This is a genomic window from Larkinella soli (assembly GCF_003703975.1).
Lineage (GTDB): Bacteria > Bacteroidota > Bacteroidia > Cytophagales > Spirosomataceae > Larkinella > Larkinella soli.
Window position 1 is genome coordinate 1 of sequence record NZ_QTJY01000031.1, and the last position, 16,286, is coordinate 16,286.

Annotated in this window: 14 protein-coding genes; 10 read left to right on the forward strand and 4 right to left on the reverse strand. The window is 59.1% G+C overall.

The window, feature by feature from the left end:
* Window positions 1-337: 337 nt before the first annotated feature.
* Both DX909_RS28330 and DX909_RS28335 read right to left on the reverse strand, forming a co-directional pair.
* The gene (locus tag DX909_RS28330; protein WP_128548630.1) at window positions 338-736 is read right to left on the reverse strand and encodes a response regulator transcription factor; all 399 of its coding nucleotides are present in this window, start codon (window positions 734-736) and stop codon (window positions 338-340) included.
* Between the two features lie 8 nt (window positions 737-744).
* Window positions 745-1,509 carry a response regulator gene (locus DX909_RS28335; protein WP_128548631.1) on the reverse strand — a complete coding sequence of 255 codons (765 nt, stop codon included), beginning with the start codon at window positions 1,507-1,509 and terminating at the stop codon, window positions 745-747.
* A 250-nt stretch (window positions 1,510-1,759) separates the two neighbouring features.
* Between DX909_RS28335 and DX909_RS28340 the strand changes: the two genes are divergently transcribed.
* The 8 genes from DX909_RS28340 (at window position 1,760) to DX909_RS28375 (ending at window position 11,885) form a co-directional block, all read left to right on the forward strand.
* Window positions 1,760-5,218 carry a response regulator gene (locus DX909_RS28340; protein ID WP_128548632.1) on the forward strand — a complete coding sequence of 1,153 codons (3,459 nt, stop codon included), beginning with the start codon at window positions 1,760-1,762 and terminating at the stop codon, window positions 5,216-5,218.
* Between the two features lie 3 nt (window positions 5,219-5,221).
* On the forward strand, window positions 5,222-6,055 hold the full coding sequence (locus DX909_RS28345) for a CheR family methyltransferase (RefSeq protein ID WP_128548633.1): 834 nt from the start codon (window positions 5,222-5,224) through the stop codon (window positions 6,053-6,055).
* A gap of 9 nt (window positions 6,056-6,064) precedes the next feature.
* Window positions 6,065-6,640 (forward strand): chemotaxis protein CheB, encoded by a 576-nt coding sequence (locus tag DX909_RS28350; protein WP_128548634.1) that lies wholly within the window; start codon window positions 6,065-6,067, stop codon window positions 6,638-6,640.
* A gap of 11 nt (window positions 6,641-6,651) precedes the next feature.
* Entirely contained in the window at window positions 6,652-7,764 is a 1,113-nt protein-coding gene (locus tag DX909_RS28355; protein ID WP_128548635.1) for a sensor histidine kinase, read from the forward strand.
* A 19-nt stretch (window positions 7,765-7,783) separates the two neighbouring features.
* Window positions 7,784-8,215: a response regulator gene (locus tag DX909_RS28360; protein WP_128548636.1), complete on the forward strand. Its 432-nt coding sequence runs from the start codon at window positions 7,784-7,786 to the stop codon at window positions 8,213-8,215.
* Window positions 8,216-8,313: 98 nt separating this feature from the next.
* Window positions 8,314-8,535 (forward strand): heavy-metal-associated domain-containing protein, encoded by a 222-nt coding sequence (locus DX909_RS28365; RefSeq protein ID WP_128548637.1) that lies wholly within the window; start codon window positions 8,314-8,316, stop codon window positions 8,533-8,535.
* Between the two features lie 2 nt (window positions 8,536-8,537).
* Window positions 8,538-9,614: a class I fructose-bisphosphate aldolase gene (locus DX909_RS28370; protein ID WP_128548638.1), complete on the forward strand. Its 1,077-nt coding sequence runs from the start codon at window positions 8,538-8,540 to the stop codon at window positions 9,612-9,614.
* 48 nt (window positions 9,615-9,662) lie between these two features.
* Entirely contained in the window at window positions 9,663-11,885 is a 2,223-nt protein-coding gene (locus tag DX909_RS28375) for a heavy metal translocating P-type ATPase (protein WP_229311236.1), read from the forward strand.
* Between the two features lie 110 nt (window positions 11,886-11,995).
* On the opposite strand, the gene DX909_RS28380 is transcribed toward DX909_RS28375, so the two are convergent.
* Window positions 11,996-12,421, reverse strand: a complete 426-nt coding sequence (locus DX909_RS28380; RefSeq protein WP_128548639.1) for a hypothetical protein — start codon at window positions 12,419-12,421, stop codon at window positions 11,996-11,998.
* 226 nt (window positions 12,422-12,647) lie between these two features.
* On the opposite strand from DX909_RS28380, the gene DX909_RS28385 reads away from it, so the two are divergent.
* Window positions 12,648-14,114, forward strand: a complete 1,467-nt coding sequence (locus DX909_RS28385) for a S8 family peptidase (protein WP_128548640.1) — start codon at window positions 12,648-12,650, stop codon at window positions 14,112-14,114.
* 10 nt (window positions 14,115-14,124) lie between these two features.
* Here the strand turns inward: DX909_RS28385 and DX909_RS28390 are convergent, their stop codons facing one another.
* Window positions 14,125-14,466, reverse strand: a complete 342-nt coding sequence (locus DX909_RS28390; protein ID WP_128548641.1) for a hypothetical protein — start codon at window positions 14,464-14,466, stop codon at window positions 14,125-14,127.
* An 86-nt stretch (window positions 14,467-14,552) separates the two neighbouring features.
* Here DX909_RS28390 and DX909_RS28395 point away from each other — a divergent pair, with 86 nt between their 5' ends.
* On the forward strand, window positions 14,553-16,277 hold the full coding sequence (locus DX909_RS28395) for a phospholipase D-like domain-containing protein (RefSeq protein WP_128548642.1): 1,725 nt from the start codon (window positions 14,553-14,555) through the stop codon (window positions 16,275-16,277).
* Window positions 16,278-16,286 lie beyond the last annotated feature (9 nt).

The following is a 16,286-nucleotide window of genomic DNA, read 5'->3' on the forward strand; positions in this document are numbered from 1 at the left end:
GCCGGGCTTCGGCGATGGTGATCGTAGTGTCGGGGGCTGATCCTGCCGGAGTCTTCATAATATCAGGGTCATGGCAGGAAAGAAGCATAATCAGACTTAGCAGCGCCAGGCTTAAGCTGGTGCGAGGAATGGAAGTCAGCATATAAGATATAATTTGCTTGCCAAAGCAAATATTAAATTTAACGAAATTGAAGTCAATCAGGAGGTCCCCGAAAGTGGCAAATGTCACTCTGGAACTTAGGGAATGGCCCGGGTCGGGTTAGAAGGAGAGGCCGATGCGGGCCTTCGGATTGGGTCGGAGGGAGAAATTCAGGCGGTTTTTAAGACATTCGGGACCTTAGACGGCATGGGACCGGCCCAGGTGTTTCTGAATCTGGCCAATGAACTCGGCCGGCCGGAACGGTTTGGTGGTGAAGTCGTCGGCGCCCAGCTGAAAAGCTTTTTCGACATCGGTGGTTTCCTCGACGGCGGACAGAACGATGACCGGAATCCGGACATTCAGCGTTTGCTTTACAAACTCGACGACCTCCAGGCCGCTATGGTAGGGCATCATCAGATCGGTGAGAACCAGGTCGGGAACCGAAGTTTTCAGGTAATCCAGGGCCTGTCTGCCGTCGCTGGCCGGGACGACCCGGTAACCTTCCTTCTGCAGGCAATAGGTCAGCATTTTTAACATAAGGGGTTCATCCTCGGCCACCAGAATGGTCGGGGTTGAATCGGGTGCATGTGAGGTCATTCCTTCAATTAACGTTTCAGCTGCTCGTCGAGAACGGCGAGGCCCAGGGTAATTTCATCGAACAGGGAGGTAAGCTTTTCCCGGATGATCGACTCCGGTAAATCCGGGTTTTTCTCCAGTTTCTTCATTTCTGCCGCCACCCCCAGCATGGCCAGCGCGTTGAGCGACGACTGAAAACGGTGCGCCAGATGCGTGAACGTACTCCGCGACTCCTCCTCCAGGGCCTGAAAAAGTCCGTTTCGGTTGCCGGGCAGTTCGTCCCGGAACGCCGTCAACAGTTCATTCAGCAATTCGGTGTCGCCGAACGTAATCTGTTCCAGATAATTCAGATCGACGACCGACGCCGTCGATACGGAAGGGCCGGATGCCGACTGAATACCGGGCAAAAAACGAGCCAGCACCTCTTCCAGCTGGTCTTTCTGGATGGGCTTCGGCAAAAAGTCGTTCATTCCCACCTGCGCACAGCGCGGCCGGGCCTCGTGCTCCGGATAAGAGGTTACCGCCACGATGGGCGTCATCAGCTTCAATTCTCCGCGGATGAGGGTCGTCGCCGTCAGACCGTCCATCTCCGGCATCTGTATATCCATCAGGATCAAATCTACCGCGTTCATTCTCAGGTAATCCACGGCCTTCCTGCCGTTATCAACGATCTCGGATCGGAGTCCGTATTTGCGGAGAAGGTTAGCCAGGAGGGCCTGGTTCAGAGAATTGTCCTCCACGATCAGAATGCGTGCCCCCGTAGTGGTGGCAGGTAAAGCGCCGGTTTGATTCATAAGTCCCCGAAAATTAATTGGGTGTGGCAGAGAGGAATGGATTCAGAAAAAGGTAGTATTCGGTGCAAAATACGATTTATTTCAATTTCCTTGTCCGAGAATCCGCATTAACCATACCATAAGCCTTTTAAAGTAATTTTATTTATAATTCGGTGACAGGAACGGTACAGTTTTTGGTCCATTCATTAATTCGGTATAAGTTTTAGGTGTAACTTTGTTCATATAATTTTCTTTAGGCCGGCTCGTGCGTATGCGACTTTCCCTGATCAACCGACTCTACCTTGGCTTCTTCCTGGCCATTCTTCTGGTTCTGTTTGTCGGCACGTTATCCTATCTCGCCTTTAACGACCAGGTAGCACAGGGCGCAAAATTTGCACATAGTAATCAGATAATCAGCAAGGCACAGGAAATTGAGAAGCTGCTGGTCGATATGGAAACCGGCCGGCGGGGCTTTCGCGGGACCAATGAACCGCGTTTCCTGCAGCCCTACCGGATCGCCTTGCTGAAGATTGAACCTACCATTCGGGAATTGCAACAGCTGGTGTCCGATAATCCGCCGATGGCCGAGATGGCGGGCGGAATCGAGAAGGAAACCGAAGCCCTGCTGCTTTACTGGCAGAGCCTCGGCGACGATGCCAGCCGGTATGACCGGGCGACCATTATCCGGGTGACGGATCAGGAAAAAATCCGGATGGACGCTGTCCGGCAACGGCTGAGCCGGATGATCAATGAAGAGAAGCGTTCGCTCGCCCTGCGGAACATTTCGTATACGGCTTCCATTCGTCAGGCGGCCTGGCAGGTCGTGATCGGCACCGCCCTGATCCTGGGAGTCGTCCTGGTCCTGATCTACTTCATTATCAAAGAATTTAAAAGCCGGCGGGCGGCCGAAGAACGACTCCGCCATAATCTTGAGGAACTCGAACAGCTCAACCAGAATGGTACCGAAAAAAACTGGCTGCTGACCGGGATGTCCACCGTCAACGACTCCATGCAGGGCATCGAGGAACTGCCGGCGCTGGCACAGAATGTGTTGCGCAGCCTGACCGCCTACCTTGACGTTCCGGCGGGAGGGCTGTACTGTTACAGCGAAGAAAAACAGCGGCTGGAGTTGTGCGCTTCGGTTGCCTTTACCGCTCAGGCCCCGCGTTCCTATGGACTGGGTGAAGGGCTGGTCGGGCACGCGGCCACGGACCGGATTCCGACGATCACCAGCCAGGTGCCCGCCGGTTACTGGTCGATCCGGTCGGGCAGCGGGGAGGCCGTTCCGGGTCAGGTCGTGTGCGTGCCGCTCTGGAATAACCGGGAACTGAAAGGCCTGATCGAACTGGCTTCGTTTCGGCCGGTCGATCAGGCGCAGCTGGCCCTGCTGAAAGCCGTAGCCGGTAACATTGCCGTCGCCGTCAACTCCACGGAAGCGAGACAGAAAGTGATGCAGCTGCTGGAACAGGTTCAGCATCAGAAAGAAACGCTTGAAAACCAGCAGGAAGAGTTGCGGCAGTCGAACGAGGAACTGACCCGTCAGGCCGAAATTCTCCAGGCTTCCGAAGAAGAACTGAAAGTTCAGGAAGAAGAACTGCGGCAGATCAACGCCGAACTGGAAGAAAAAAACGAAGCCGTCGAAGTGGCCCGCCAGTCGCTGATGCTTAAGGCGAAAGAACTGGAAGTAACCGGGAAATACAAGTCGGAATTCCTGGCCAATATGTCGCATGAGCTCCGGACCCCGCTCAACAGCGTGCTGATTCTGGCGAATCTCCTGGCGGAGAATAAGAATAAGAACCTGACCGACAAGCAGATCGAATACGCCAACGTCATTCATAAATCCGGCACCGACCTGCTGAACCTCATCAACGACATCCTCGATCTTTCCAAAATAGAAGCCGGCAAGATCGATATGGAAGTCGAGACGGTGGCCGTCAAAACGATGGTTCGGGATCTGGAGCAGCTCTTTCAGGTGGTGGCCGAACAGAAAGGCGTCAAACTGATCACGCGCGTCGACGAGTCGTTGCCGGCCTCGCTGACCGTGGCCCGCCAGCGGCTGGAGCAGGTCATCAAGAACCTGCTTTCGAATGCCTTCAAGTTTACCCCTTCGGGTGGTTCGGTTACGCTCTCCTTCAGCACCCACGGGCCGATGAGCGGATTCACCAACGAACCGCTCGTGAAAACGGACCGCATCCTGGGAATCTCCGTCACCGATACCGGGATCGGTATTCCCGAAAGCAAGCAGCAGGCCATTTTTGAGGCCTTCCAGCAGGCCGACGGTTCCACCAGCCGCAAATACGGCGGCACAGGCCTGGGCCTGTCCATCAGCAAGGAACTCGTCAAACGGCTCGGGGGCGAAATTCGGCTGCAAAGCGCCGAAGGCAGGGGCAGTACTTTCACGCTGTACCTGCCGCTGGAGCCGGCCGTTTCGCAGCCGGCGGCCGCCGAACCGGAACTGTCTTACGTTCCGGCGCAGGCACTGGCGCGGGACTTCGGGGCGGACGAGGATTTTGTCGAGCAGACTTCCCTGAAAGACGACCGCGACCACCTGCAGAAGGGGGATCCGATCATGCTCATCATTGAAGACGATCCGGCTTTTGCGGGTATCGTTCAGGATTTCGCCCGCCGGAAGAACTATAAAACCATCGTAGCACTCCGGGGCGACGAAGGCATCCATTACGCCCGTAAATACAAGCCGTCGGCAATCATTCTGGACATGCAGCTGCCGGTGGTCGACGGCTGGAGCGTCCTGAACTGGCTGAAAACCGACGACACGCTGAAGTCCATCCCCGTCCACGTCATTTCGGCCGCCGACGAACCGAAACTGCTCATCGGCGGGGCGCTGGCCTACCTGCGCAAGCCGGTCGAGAAGGAGGGCCTTGAAAAAGCGTTTTCGGCCATCGGCGATTTTCTGCAGGCCCGGGTCAAAAAGGTCCTGGTGCTGTCGGGGGATCATCTCGGGGACGATTCCCTCCGGCAGTTCATCGAGCAGCGCCAGTTCGAGATGGAATGTGAGTATGTCGGCACCGTGGAGGCTGCCGCGCAGAATCTGGGCCGGAAACCATACGACTGCCTGATCGTGGACATCGGCCGGGATCTGGAGAAAGGGCTGGAAGACCTGACGCGGCTGCGGGAGGTGATGACGTCCCGGCTTGTACCGGTGATCATCTATCTCGACCGGGACGTCAGCCAGAGCGATGAACGGAAGCTGCGAAAAGTCTCCGACGCCGTCATCCGGAAGTCGGCCCAGTCGATCGAGCGATTGATGGATGAGATGGAACTGTTCCTGTACAAGGTGCAGGAGATCGAGAAAAAACAGCTTCCCCAACCGATGGCGAAGGTCAGCGACCAGAGCCTCCGCGGCAAAAAGGTGCTGCTCGTCGACGACGACATGCGCAACGTCTTTGCCCTCAGTACGCTGCTGGAAGAACAGCAGATGAACGTGCTGACGGCCGGCGACGGCCGCGAAGCCCTCGATATGCTGAAGGAAAACGGCGATACGGACATTGTGCTGATGGACGTGATGATGCCCGAGATGGACGGCTACGAAGCCACCCGGCGCATCCGGGGCGACCTGAAGCTGCTCGAACTGCCCGTGATCGCCCTGACGGCCAAAGCCATGTCGGGCGACCGCGAAAAAGCCATCGAGGCCGGGGCTTCCGACTACATTACCAAGCCGGTCGACAGCGGGCGCCTGTTTTCACTCATGCGGGTTTGGTTATCCAGGTAAATTATGATCAGCGAGGGAAAGGAACAGATCACGATGGAGGAACTGGAGGAAATCGTTCTTCTGATCCGGGGCCAGTACGGATATGACTTCGGGGATTATGCCCGGGCGTCGTTGCAGCGCCGGCTGGTCCGGTGCATGCAGCAGTCGGGCTGCCGCACACCCTATGAACTGAAATACCAGCTGACCAACGACAAGCGGTTTTTCGCCTGGTTTCTGGAAGCCCTGACTGTGAATGTGACGGAGATGTTCCGGGACCCGGCGTTTTACCGGGAACTTCGAAACAACGTGCTGCCGAAACTCGCTTCCTACCCCATCATCAAGATCTGGCACGCGGGCTGTGCCACGGGCGAGGAAGTGTTCTCGATGGCCATCCTGCTGCACGAAGCCGGTCTGCTGGAGCGGACCCGCCTGTATGCCACGGATCTGAACCCGGCCAACCTCGACCGGGCCCGGCAGGGAATCGTTCCGCTGCAACAGATGAAAGATTATACTTTTAATTACATCCAGTCCGGTGGAGGGAATGATTTTTCGTCGTATTATACGGCCCGGTACGAAAATGCGATCATTCACAAGGAGTACCGGAAAAATATCGTATTTGCCATGCACAATCTGGCCGCCGATCAGGTTTTCAACGAATTTCAGCTGATCTGCTGCCGGAATGTCCTGATTTACTTCAACCGTGACCTCCAGAACCGCGCCGTAACCCTGTTTCGGGACAGTCTGGCCCCCCTGGGTTATCTGGCCCTGGGCATGAAGGAATCTCTGTTGTTTACGGACGTACGGGATCATTTCGAAGCCGTCCATCCTGCAGTACGGATTTACCGGAGCAAAATGTGATGAACACCGATGAAAAAACGGTCGTTTGAGGTGGTGGCGATTGGCGGGTCGGCCGGTAGTATGCCGGTGGTCCGTGAGCTACTGGAATCGATGCCCGGGCCGCTGCGGTTTACCGTCATCATCATCCTGCACCGGCTGAAGAACGTTCACAGTGAGATGGCCCGGCTGCTGTCGGTCGGACTGAAGGGGTTCCGGGTGCGGGAGCCCGACGACAAGGAACCGCTGAAGGAGCGGAGTGCCTATCTGGTTCCGCAGAATTATCACCTGCTGATCGAAGCGGATAAAACCGTCTGCCTCGATTATTCGGAACCGGTCCATCACAGCCGGCCGTCGATCGACGTCACGTTTGAAAGCGTCGCCCGGGTGTATGCCGGCCGGGCGGTGGCTATCCTGCTGAGCGGAGCCAGCCGGGACGGCGCCGACGGCCTGTTCGCCGTCATCGCCAACGGCGGGGTCGGCATTGTTCAGGACCCCGCCACCGCCGAATACCAGACCATGCCCCAGGCCGCCATCACCCGCACCGACCGGGCGCTGGTGATGAAACCGGGTGAAATCGCTGCTTATCTGCAAACATTAAACGGTTAATTTAAAGATAAATGCTACCTGTTAATCAGCCTCATGAATTCACCATCATGCTGGTGGACGACCGCGAAGAAAACCTGCTTGTCCTGGAGGAGATGCTGGCGGAAGAAGGACGGTCGTTTTTAAAGGCTACATCGGGCAACGAAGCCCTGCGACAAATCCTGAAAAACGACCGGATCGGCCTGGTGATGCTCGACGTGCAGATGCCGGAGATGGACGGGTTCGAGGTGGCCCGGCTGCTGAAGTCGAACCCGAAGACCAGGGATATCTCCATCATTTTCGTGACGGCCATCAGCAAGGAGGAGCAATACGTCCTGAAAGGATTTGAAGAAGGGGCCGTGGATTACCTCCAGAAACCGCTGGACGTGAACGTCACCAAAGCCAAGGTGAACGTGTTCCAGCGGCTTTATCACTACCAGCAGAATCTGAAGGATACCGCCATTCAGCTCGATAAGATCAATAAGCAGCTGGAGAAGTTCGTCTATATCGTCGCCCACGACCTGAAGTCGCCCCTGACCGGCATGATCGCGGCCCTGTCGCTGCTGGAGATGAAAAGCGCCGACAACCGTCTGTCGCAGCACGAAGTGATCGAATACGTCGGGCATTCGAAGTCGGCGGCCTTCCACCTGTCCAACATGATCAATTCCCTGCTCGATTTTTCCCGGAAAAACGTCGCCCAGCAGACGGTCGAGGAGGTGGATGTACACGAACTGGTCGAGCAGATCGCCCTGCTGCTGTTCCCGCCCCGGCACATCAGCATCGACATCGAAGGCCAGCTGCCCGTACTGTGGACCAAGAAAATCAAACTCCAGCAGATTTTCCAGAACCTGCTCAGCAACGCCATCAAGTACAACGACAAACCGGTGGGGCTGATCGAGGTCGGCTGCCGGGAGTGCGATCATAACTTCCGGTTCTACGTGAAAGATAACGGTCCGGGCATCCCGGCCGACGAGCAGGAAACGATCTTCAAACTGTTCGAAACGGGAGGCAACTCCTCCCAGGGAGACAGCAGCACCGGCGTCGGGCTGTTCATCCTGCGGATGCTCGTCGAAGAACAGGGAGGGCGGATCTGGGTGGAATCCACGCCCGGCAAAGGCAGCACCTTCTTTTTTGAATGGATGAAGTAGGCGCCCGCCGAAGCGGAATATGGAAAAGAACATGACGATCTGCGTAGTGGAGGATGATCAGACGGATTTCGATCACATCATCCGGGCCATCGGACTCATCTCACCCCAGCTTCAGGTCCGGCGGTTTCTGCACGGAGCCGCCCTGCTGAATTACCTCAGTCAGGCCGTGCCGGGGGCCTATCCGTCCCTCATCATTCTGGACTTCTACCTGCCGGTGTTCGACGGCCTGAAAACCCTACGTCGGCTGAAAGAGAACGAAACCGTGCGGCAGATTCCGGTGCTGATGTGGTCGGGGTCGTCGCGGTCCGAGGATATTTCCCAGGCGTACCGGCTGGGTGCCGGAGCCTTTCATACCAAACCCGATCTGTTCGAAGACTGGGAGGACCTGATGCGGGTGACGCTTCGTTACTGGCTCTCGACTGTCCAGCTCCCGCTCTCGCCCGGCTACTGACCGCCCAAATTCTGTAAAGCCGGTCCGGAATTCTGTAACACCTCCCTGTGTTCTTTTGCTGAAATTTGCATTGTCAAATCAACCAGACGAACACAACCATGAGCGAGGTAAAATTCAAAACCAACATCAAATGCAGCGCCTGCGTCGCCACCGTCACTCCGTTTCTGAACAAAGCCGTCGGCGAAGATCACTGGCAGGTCGATCTCCAGAGCCCGGAACGAATCCTGACGGTTCAGGCCGAAAATGATTCGGCGGACCGGGTGAAACAAGCCCTTCAGGAAGCCGGTTATAAGGGAGAACCGATCAACCAGCCTCTCTGATCATGACTGCCTCCGACATTGCCGCCCTGCTCGGGTCCGAAGCCGACAGCCTGCTGAACCACGTCAGCCGCACCGTTCCGAAAGAGGGCCTTCACCTGCCGGGGCCGGATTTCATCGACCGCGTTTTCGAACCTTCCAGCCGGACGCCCCAGGTGATCCGCAGTCTGGGCCAGCTTTACAACCACGGCCGGCTGTCCGGCACCGGGTATATGTCCATCCTGCCCATCGATCAGGGCGTCGAGCACAGCGCGGGCGCTTCGTTTGCGGGCAACCCGATGTACTTCGATCCGGAAAACATCGTCAGGCTGGCGATCGAGGGAGGGTGCAATGCCGTAGCCACGACGTTCGGGGCGCTGGCGATGGTGTCGCGCCGGTATGCGCACCGGATTCCGTTCATCGTCAAGATCAACCACAACGAACTGCTGACGTACCCCAACAAGTACGACCAGATCCTGTTCGGAACGGTCCGTGACGCCTGGAATCTGGGTGCCGTGGCCGTAGGTGCCACCATCTACTTCGGTTCGGAAGAATCGGGCCGGCAGATCGTCGAGGTGGCCAAAGCCTTCGAGGAGGCCCACGCGCTGGGCATGGCGACGATTCTCTGGTGTTACCTGCGCAACAACGCCTTCAATCAGGGAAAGGGGAAGGATTACCACCTCTCGGCCGACCTCACCGGGCAGGCCAACCACCTCGGCGCCACCTTGCAGGCCGACCTCGTCAAACAGAAGCTGCCCGAGCTGAACGGCGGCTACAAAGCCCTCAATACGGGCGAAAGCAGTTACGGCAAACTCGACGAACGCATCTACACCGAGCTGACCACCGACCACCCCATAGACCTCTGCCGGTATCAGGTCCTCAACGGCTACATGGGCCGGGCGGGCCTGATCAACTCCGGGGGCGGGTCGACGGGCGAGTCGGACCTGAAAGAGGCCATCCGGACGGCCGTCATCAACAAACGCGCCGGCGGCACGGGCCTCATCTCGGGCCGAAAGGCGTTCCAGCGGCCCTTCGACAAGGGGGTGGCCCTGCTGAACGCCATCCAGGACGTATTTCTCGACCAGGCCATCACCATTGCCTGACACTCACATGGACAATTCCCGGAAACCGGTCCGCCGGTTTTCAACACAATGAAGAAAACTTACCCCGTACTTGAAATGACCTGTGCCGCCTGTGCGGTCAGCGTCGAATCGATGCTCAAAAATACGGCCGGTGTCACCGACGCCGGGGTGAATTATGCCAACCAGAGCGCCTGGGTGCAGTTTGACCCGGCCGTCGTCGACCAGCAGGGACTGCAGAACGCCGTCCGCTCCATCGGCTACGACCTGGTCATCGACGCCGAAGACCCGCAGCAGGTGCAGCAGGAAGCCCGGCAGCGGCAGTACGAATCGCTGAAAAAACGCACCGTATGGGCTGCCGTGCTTTCACTGCCGGTGGTGGTCATCGGCATGTTTTTCATGGACAGCCCCGGTTTTCCGGGCCGATACGGCAACTGGCTGATGATGGCCCTGTCGGCGCCGGTGGTATTCGGCCTCGGGCGCTCCTTTTTCGCCAATGCCTGGAAACAGGCCCGGCACGGTAAGGCCAACATGGATACGCTGGTGGCGCTTTCGACCGGCATCGCCTTCCTGTTCAGCGCCTTCAACACCATCGACCCCGACTTCTGGCACCGGCGCGGGGTGCATCCGCACGTCTATTTTGAAGCCGCTGCCGTCGTGGTGGCCTTCATTCTGCTCGGAAAACTGCTCGAAGAACGGGCCAAATCCAACACCACCTCGGCCCTGAAAAAGCTCATGGGGCTGCAGCCGAAAACCGTCCGCATCGTCGAAGGCGGCACGGAGCGCGAAATTCCGGTGGCTTCGGTGCAGGTCGGGCAGCTGATCGTCGTGCGTCCGGGCGAGAAAATCCCGGTCGACGGCCGGGTGGATTCGGGAACGTCGTACGTCGATGAAAGCATGATTTCCGGTGAACCGGTGCCGGTCGGTAAGCAGACGGGTGATAACGTATATGCCGGTACGATCAATCAGAAAGGCAGCTTCCGGTTCCGGGCCGAAAAAGTCGGAGCCGATACCGTGCTGGCTCAGATCATCCGCATGGTGCAGGAAGCGCAGGGCAGCAAGGCGCCGGTACAGCAACTGGTCGACCGCATCGCCGGTATTTTCGTGCCGGTCGTGATCGGTATTGCGGTGCTGACGTTTCTGGCCTGGATGGTTTTCGGCGGAGACGACGCCTTCACCCACGCCCTGCTGACCTCGGTGACGGTGCTGGTCATCGCCTGTCCGTGTGCGCTCGGCCTGGCCACCCCGACGGCCATCATGGTCGGGGTGGGCAAGGGCGCCGACTACAACATTCTGATCCGGGATGCCGAAAGCCTCGAACTGGGCTACAAGGTAAACGCCGTGCTGCTCGACAAGACCGGAACCATCACCGAAGGCCGCCCGGTCGTCACGGATTTTATCTGGCAGCGGCCGGCCGCCGATCAGGCCGGGTTGCCGGCGGTCCTGTACGCGCTGGAAACCCGCTCGGAGCACCCGCTCGCCCAGGCAGTGACCAATTATCTGGAAGAACAAAAACCGGCGGAGGTCGTCCCCGACCGGTTCGAGAGCCTGACGGGCCGGGGCGTCGCCGGTCGGGTGGGGGAAATGAATTACCGGGTCGGCAACCGGCGGCTGCTCGACGAATCGGGCGTACGCATCGACGGCCCTGCCGCCGAAGCCGCCGGACGGCTGGAAGCCGAAGCCAAAACCGTGGTCTTTTTCGCTGACGATTCGGGCGTGCTGGCCGTGATCGCCATCGCCGACCCGCTGAAAAAGTCGTCGGAGGCCGCCGTCCGGACGCTTCAGAACCGGGGCATCGAAGTCTATATGCTCACCGGCGACAACGCCCGCACCGCCGAGGCCGTGGCAAAGGCGGTCGGCATCCGGTCGTTCCGGGCCGAGGTGATGCCCTCCGACAAAGCTGATTTCGTGAAGGAGTTGCAGCGGCTGGGCAAAGTGGTGGCGATGGTCGGCGACGGCATCAACGACTCCCAGGCGCTGGCCCAGGCCGACCTCGGGATTGCCATGGGAAAAGGCTCCGACATCGCCATGGACGTGGCCCGGATGACCCTCATCACCTCCGACCTGAGCAGCATCCCGAAAGCCCTCCAACTGTCGCGGAAAACCGTGCAGGTGATTCGTCAGAACCTGTTCTGGGCCTTCATTTACAACCTGATCGGGATTCCGATTGCCGCCGGGCTGCTGTATCCCGTCAACGGATTCCTGCTGAACCCGATGGTTGCCGGGGCGGCCATGGCCCTGAGTTCGGTGTCGGTCGTCACCAACAGCCTCCGGCTGAAAGCCGCAAAGCTCTGAAAGCCGGGTCGTTCCGAAGAATGAAGAAAGGCCATCTGAAAACAAAACAGCCCGGAGCTTGACGCTTCCGGGCTGTTTTGCTTAAACGGTGTGGGAATTTGTACAACTACTTATAACTTCTCGACCGAAAACCGCACTTTGTAATCTTCCAGCGTGATCGGTTTTCCGGCTTCCGGTTCGGGCGACACTTCCACCAGGCTGATCTCATAGGTCTGGCCGCCCAGCTGGAACGACTTCTCCACCGGTTTGTCGGCCGAAGCCGGCAGTTCCACCTTCACGTCCTGGTTGTTCGATCCGTCGCTGATTCCGAAAGTTACCGTAACAAAACCGGCCGTGATGCAGCGGGCATTGATCGGGCAGCGGCTGTCGTCTACGGCCGCGATCCGGACGTCGAGGGAGGTTCCGGTGACCCGGGCACTTTTGTGATAAGGGACTTCCACCACCGATGCCGGAGTGACATCAGGCTGGACCGTCGACTCGTTTTTGCAGGCAATAAAGGCGCCGATGAGGGCAAACGGCAAAAGTACTTTTTTCATGGTTGATGGTGATTTTATACCCCTGAGATTCCTGAAAGCGAAAAAGGGTTGGAGCCTTTATGAAAAGTTTGTTAAATCCTTGACGAACGGTCGGCCCGCCCGCTAAAAACCGTACTTTCCCTACCGGAAAACCGTACATCTCCCCTTGCGGCAGGAGGAAACTTCAGGCACATTTGGGAGAGCATTGAGCGTCTGATTATCATATCTTTAACCCTGTTCGGAAACCATGCCGGGAGAACCTTCCCCCATCGACGATGCCCGGGCCATCGTTCGCAACCGCTTTGGCGAAGCGCTCGCTGCCAAGGCCAGTGATGCGTTTTGTCTGGATCTGGTCCGGCCGGCCGCGCCGTTCGCCATGGCCGAATCGTTTGGGGCGCCGGCCGTGGCGACCGGATCCTCCTATGCCGTGATCGAGTTTGCCGTCGAGACCGCCCCGGCCGACCCGCTGCGGACCGTGCAGGATGCCGAGGGCCGCAAAACCCGCCAGCGGACCCTGCTGGAAAAAGCGCTGACCGATACACTGGCCGAGGCCCTTGCCACCGAAACGCCCCCGGACCGGATAAGCCTGCAGGTGCAGCAGGCGCTGCGGCAGCTTCGCATCGGCGCCGTCCGGGAGTATTTTCTGAAATCCGTCAATACCCTGACGGCCCAGGTTGAGCGGAACATCGGGCAGCTGTTCGCCCTGCGCCGGGAGTCGCTGGCCAGTCAGAACGCCCTGACCCGCGTCTGCTGGCTGAACCAGTCGGTGCAGTCGCTGGCCGACCCGCTGGCCTTCGCCGAGGTAGCGTCCGACCCGCGCATCCGGCAGATCGACCTGCCGCGACGTCTGGAGCCGGAAATCAGTGCGACAGGCTCCCTGGTCGGTGCCCCGAAATTCCGCAAGAAATTCTCGCTCCGGGGGAAGGACATCATCGTCGGTGTGATCGACTCGGAGGTGGCCCTGAACCACCCGGGGCTGAAGGACCGGGTCGTTCAGCGACGCAATTTCACCCGCGAACCCTGGGGCAATCCGGGCGCACACGGCACGGCGGTCGCCGGTATCATTGCTTCCGACGACTCCGGTTTTCCGGGAATGGCGCCGGAGGCCACCATCTACAACTATAAGGTGCTGGCCAACAGCTTCATCATCAACGCGACCGACTTCGAAGGAGCGGCCGCCATTCAGCAGGCACTCGAAGACGGGGTGCACATCGCCAACTGTTCGTGGGGGGCCGGACCCGTCCGGAACACGCTCAGCCGGGAAGCGGTGGCCTGCAATACCGCCTGGGACCTGGGCATGCTCATCGTCAAAAGTGCCGGCAACCTGGGGCCCGGTCTGCAGACCTTAACCACCCCGGCCGATGCCGAGGGCATCATCGTGGTCGGGGCGACGGACAAAACCGGTAAGAAACTGGCTTCCTACAGCAGCCGGGGGCCGCTGCCGCTGGGTGGTCACCGGCCGCATCTGCTCGCCCCCGGGGGCACCCTCGATGTGCCGATCCTGAGCAGTCTGGTCAACGGAGGCTACGGGAACTGCGGTTTCGGGACCAGTTTGGCGGCCCCTCATGTATCGGGCATTCTGGCCCTGCTGCTGGAGAAGAACCCCGGCATGGAGCCGGATACGCTCCGGGACCTCCTGCTGAATACCAGCGTCCGGATAACGGACCTGACCGACGAGGAGCAGGGGTCGGGCCGTCTGTTCGTAAAGGGCTGAGAAAGAAGCCTCAGTCGGTGGTGAGCGGATGGGACGCGTCGAGGAGCATGATTTCGTCGCGCTCGGTGAGCTGGTCGAGGCAACGGGCCGGAATGCGGGCCCGCAGGGTCTGATTCAGCCAGACGCTGTCCAGCACCTGACCGCCCTGTTCCCGAATCAGTTGCTCGATCGGCTCTTTTTTCTCCCGGAAGGCCTGCTGCAGAAAAGCCATCTTCTCCTGGCGGGACCCCGCCGGAAGGCCGGACGACGAAACGGGAGCGGGAGCCAGTTCGACAACGACGTCGACTTCCGCTTCGTCGGGAGCCTGCCGCAGTTGTTCGGCCAGGGCGAATGAGATCTTATCAGGTTTCATGACGTGCCGGGAGCGACCGGGTCCGGTCCGCTATCAGTCCAATAACAATAAAGGAAACAAAATCCGCAACGAAAACCAGCATTATTATGCCTCCCTCTAACCAACACCCCAGCTTTTTACCCCCTTCCGCCGACGAATTCGGGCTGGTTCTGGCGGCCCTTCAGGTACATGGCGAAGAGTTGGCCCGTTATCCCGGCGTCATTGCCGTCCGGCCCGGCTATCGTTTCCGAAGCGGAATGATTCTCCGGGAGCCGGTCATTTCGGTCAGCGTTCTGGAAAAGCAGGACGTCGGGCAGCTGGACAGCCGGGACGTGCTGCCCCGGCGGCTGGGGAAGGTGGTGGTCGATGTGATTCCGGCCAGCCCCATTCAGCAGCTGAAAGTGTCCCGACAAGCTGCCGAAGCCGGTATTCTGCCCCAGACGGCCGATGCTGAACGGGTGGTCGGGCTGGCGGAGCAGACCGGTATCGTCGAACTTCTGACACCTCTGGAAAGAGCGGAGGCTGAAGACATTCCCTTCGGCGCGGAAGCCGCCCGCGCGCCCTATCCGCTGCCCGACCGGAAGCCCGAGTCCGTCGACGAGATGATGACGCTGGTCTGCCACGCCAGCCCGGATGCGGGATGGCGGCTGTTAAAGGATTTTCTGGAGAAAACGCGTGAGAACCTCATGGCCACTATGTACGAATTCACCGCCCGGCACATTCTGGATGCGCTCCTGGCGACGATGCAGGCCCCCAAAACCATGAAACTGGTCATGGATTTTGAAAAGGAGCCGACCGGCCTCGACAATCCGAAGGTACTTCAGGAACTCTCGGCGGCTTTGGGCGACCGGCTCACTTTTGCCTGGGCACCGGTTTCGGCCGATATCGTGACGACCGTCGGCTTTTTTCCGTCGGCCTACCACATCAAAGTCGCCGTGCGCGATGAGGAGGCCGTCTGGCTGTCGAGCGGCAACTGGAAAGCGTCCAGCCAGCCGGCTACCGACCCCTTCGACCCGCCGGCCGGCTTCGACAAACGGGCCTTTCAGAACCGGCAGAACCGCGACTGGCACGTCATCGCGGAGTCGCCGGGGCTGGCCCGCCAGTTCAGCTTTTTCATCGGCCATGACCTGAAGGTGGCTGCCGATGTGCAGATTCAGCCGCCCGCCGGGCCGCTCATCAGCAGCCTGGAGCGGCTGCCCGACCTGCTGCTGCCGGAGCCGTCGCCGGTCGGAGCGGAGGCCGAGGTAGCGTTTTTCCGGGAACTGGTCGTTCGGAAAAAAATCAGGATTCAGCCGCTGCTGACTCCCGACAACTTCATCGACCACGTGCTGCCGCTGATCAAAAAGGCCAGAAGACGGGTCTGGTTTCAGAATCAGTCCCTGAAGCCGAACCGGTTTCTGCCGCGCTACATCGAGCTGTTCGAAGCCCTGCGTGACCATTCCAACAACCCGCGGCTCGATACCCGGATTATCCTGCGGGGCGACTTCGACCCGTTCGAGGTGCAGCAGGCCCTGTTGCAGAGCGGCTACAACCTAAACACCATCCGGATGCAGAACGGCTGTCATAACAAGGGAATCATCATCGACGACAAGGCCGTGGTGGTCGGCAGCCACAACTGGACCGGGCAGGGAACCACCGAAAACCGGGATGCCAGCCTGATCATTTTCGACCGGCAGGTGATCAACTACTATAAGAAGCTGTTTCTCTATGACTGGGACAACCGGGCTACCCCGCAGATCCGGCCCGAGTCGGTCCAGCCCCGGCTGATTCCCCAAAATGCGGTATTGCCCGAAGGCATGATGCGGGTCAGCTGGTCGGAATGGTTCGACTGAGGGCCGGGG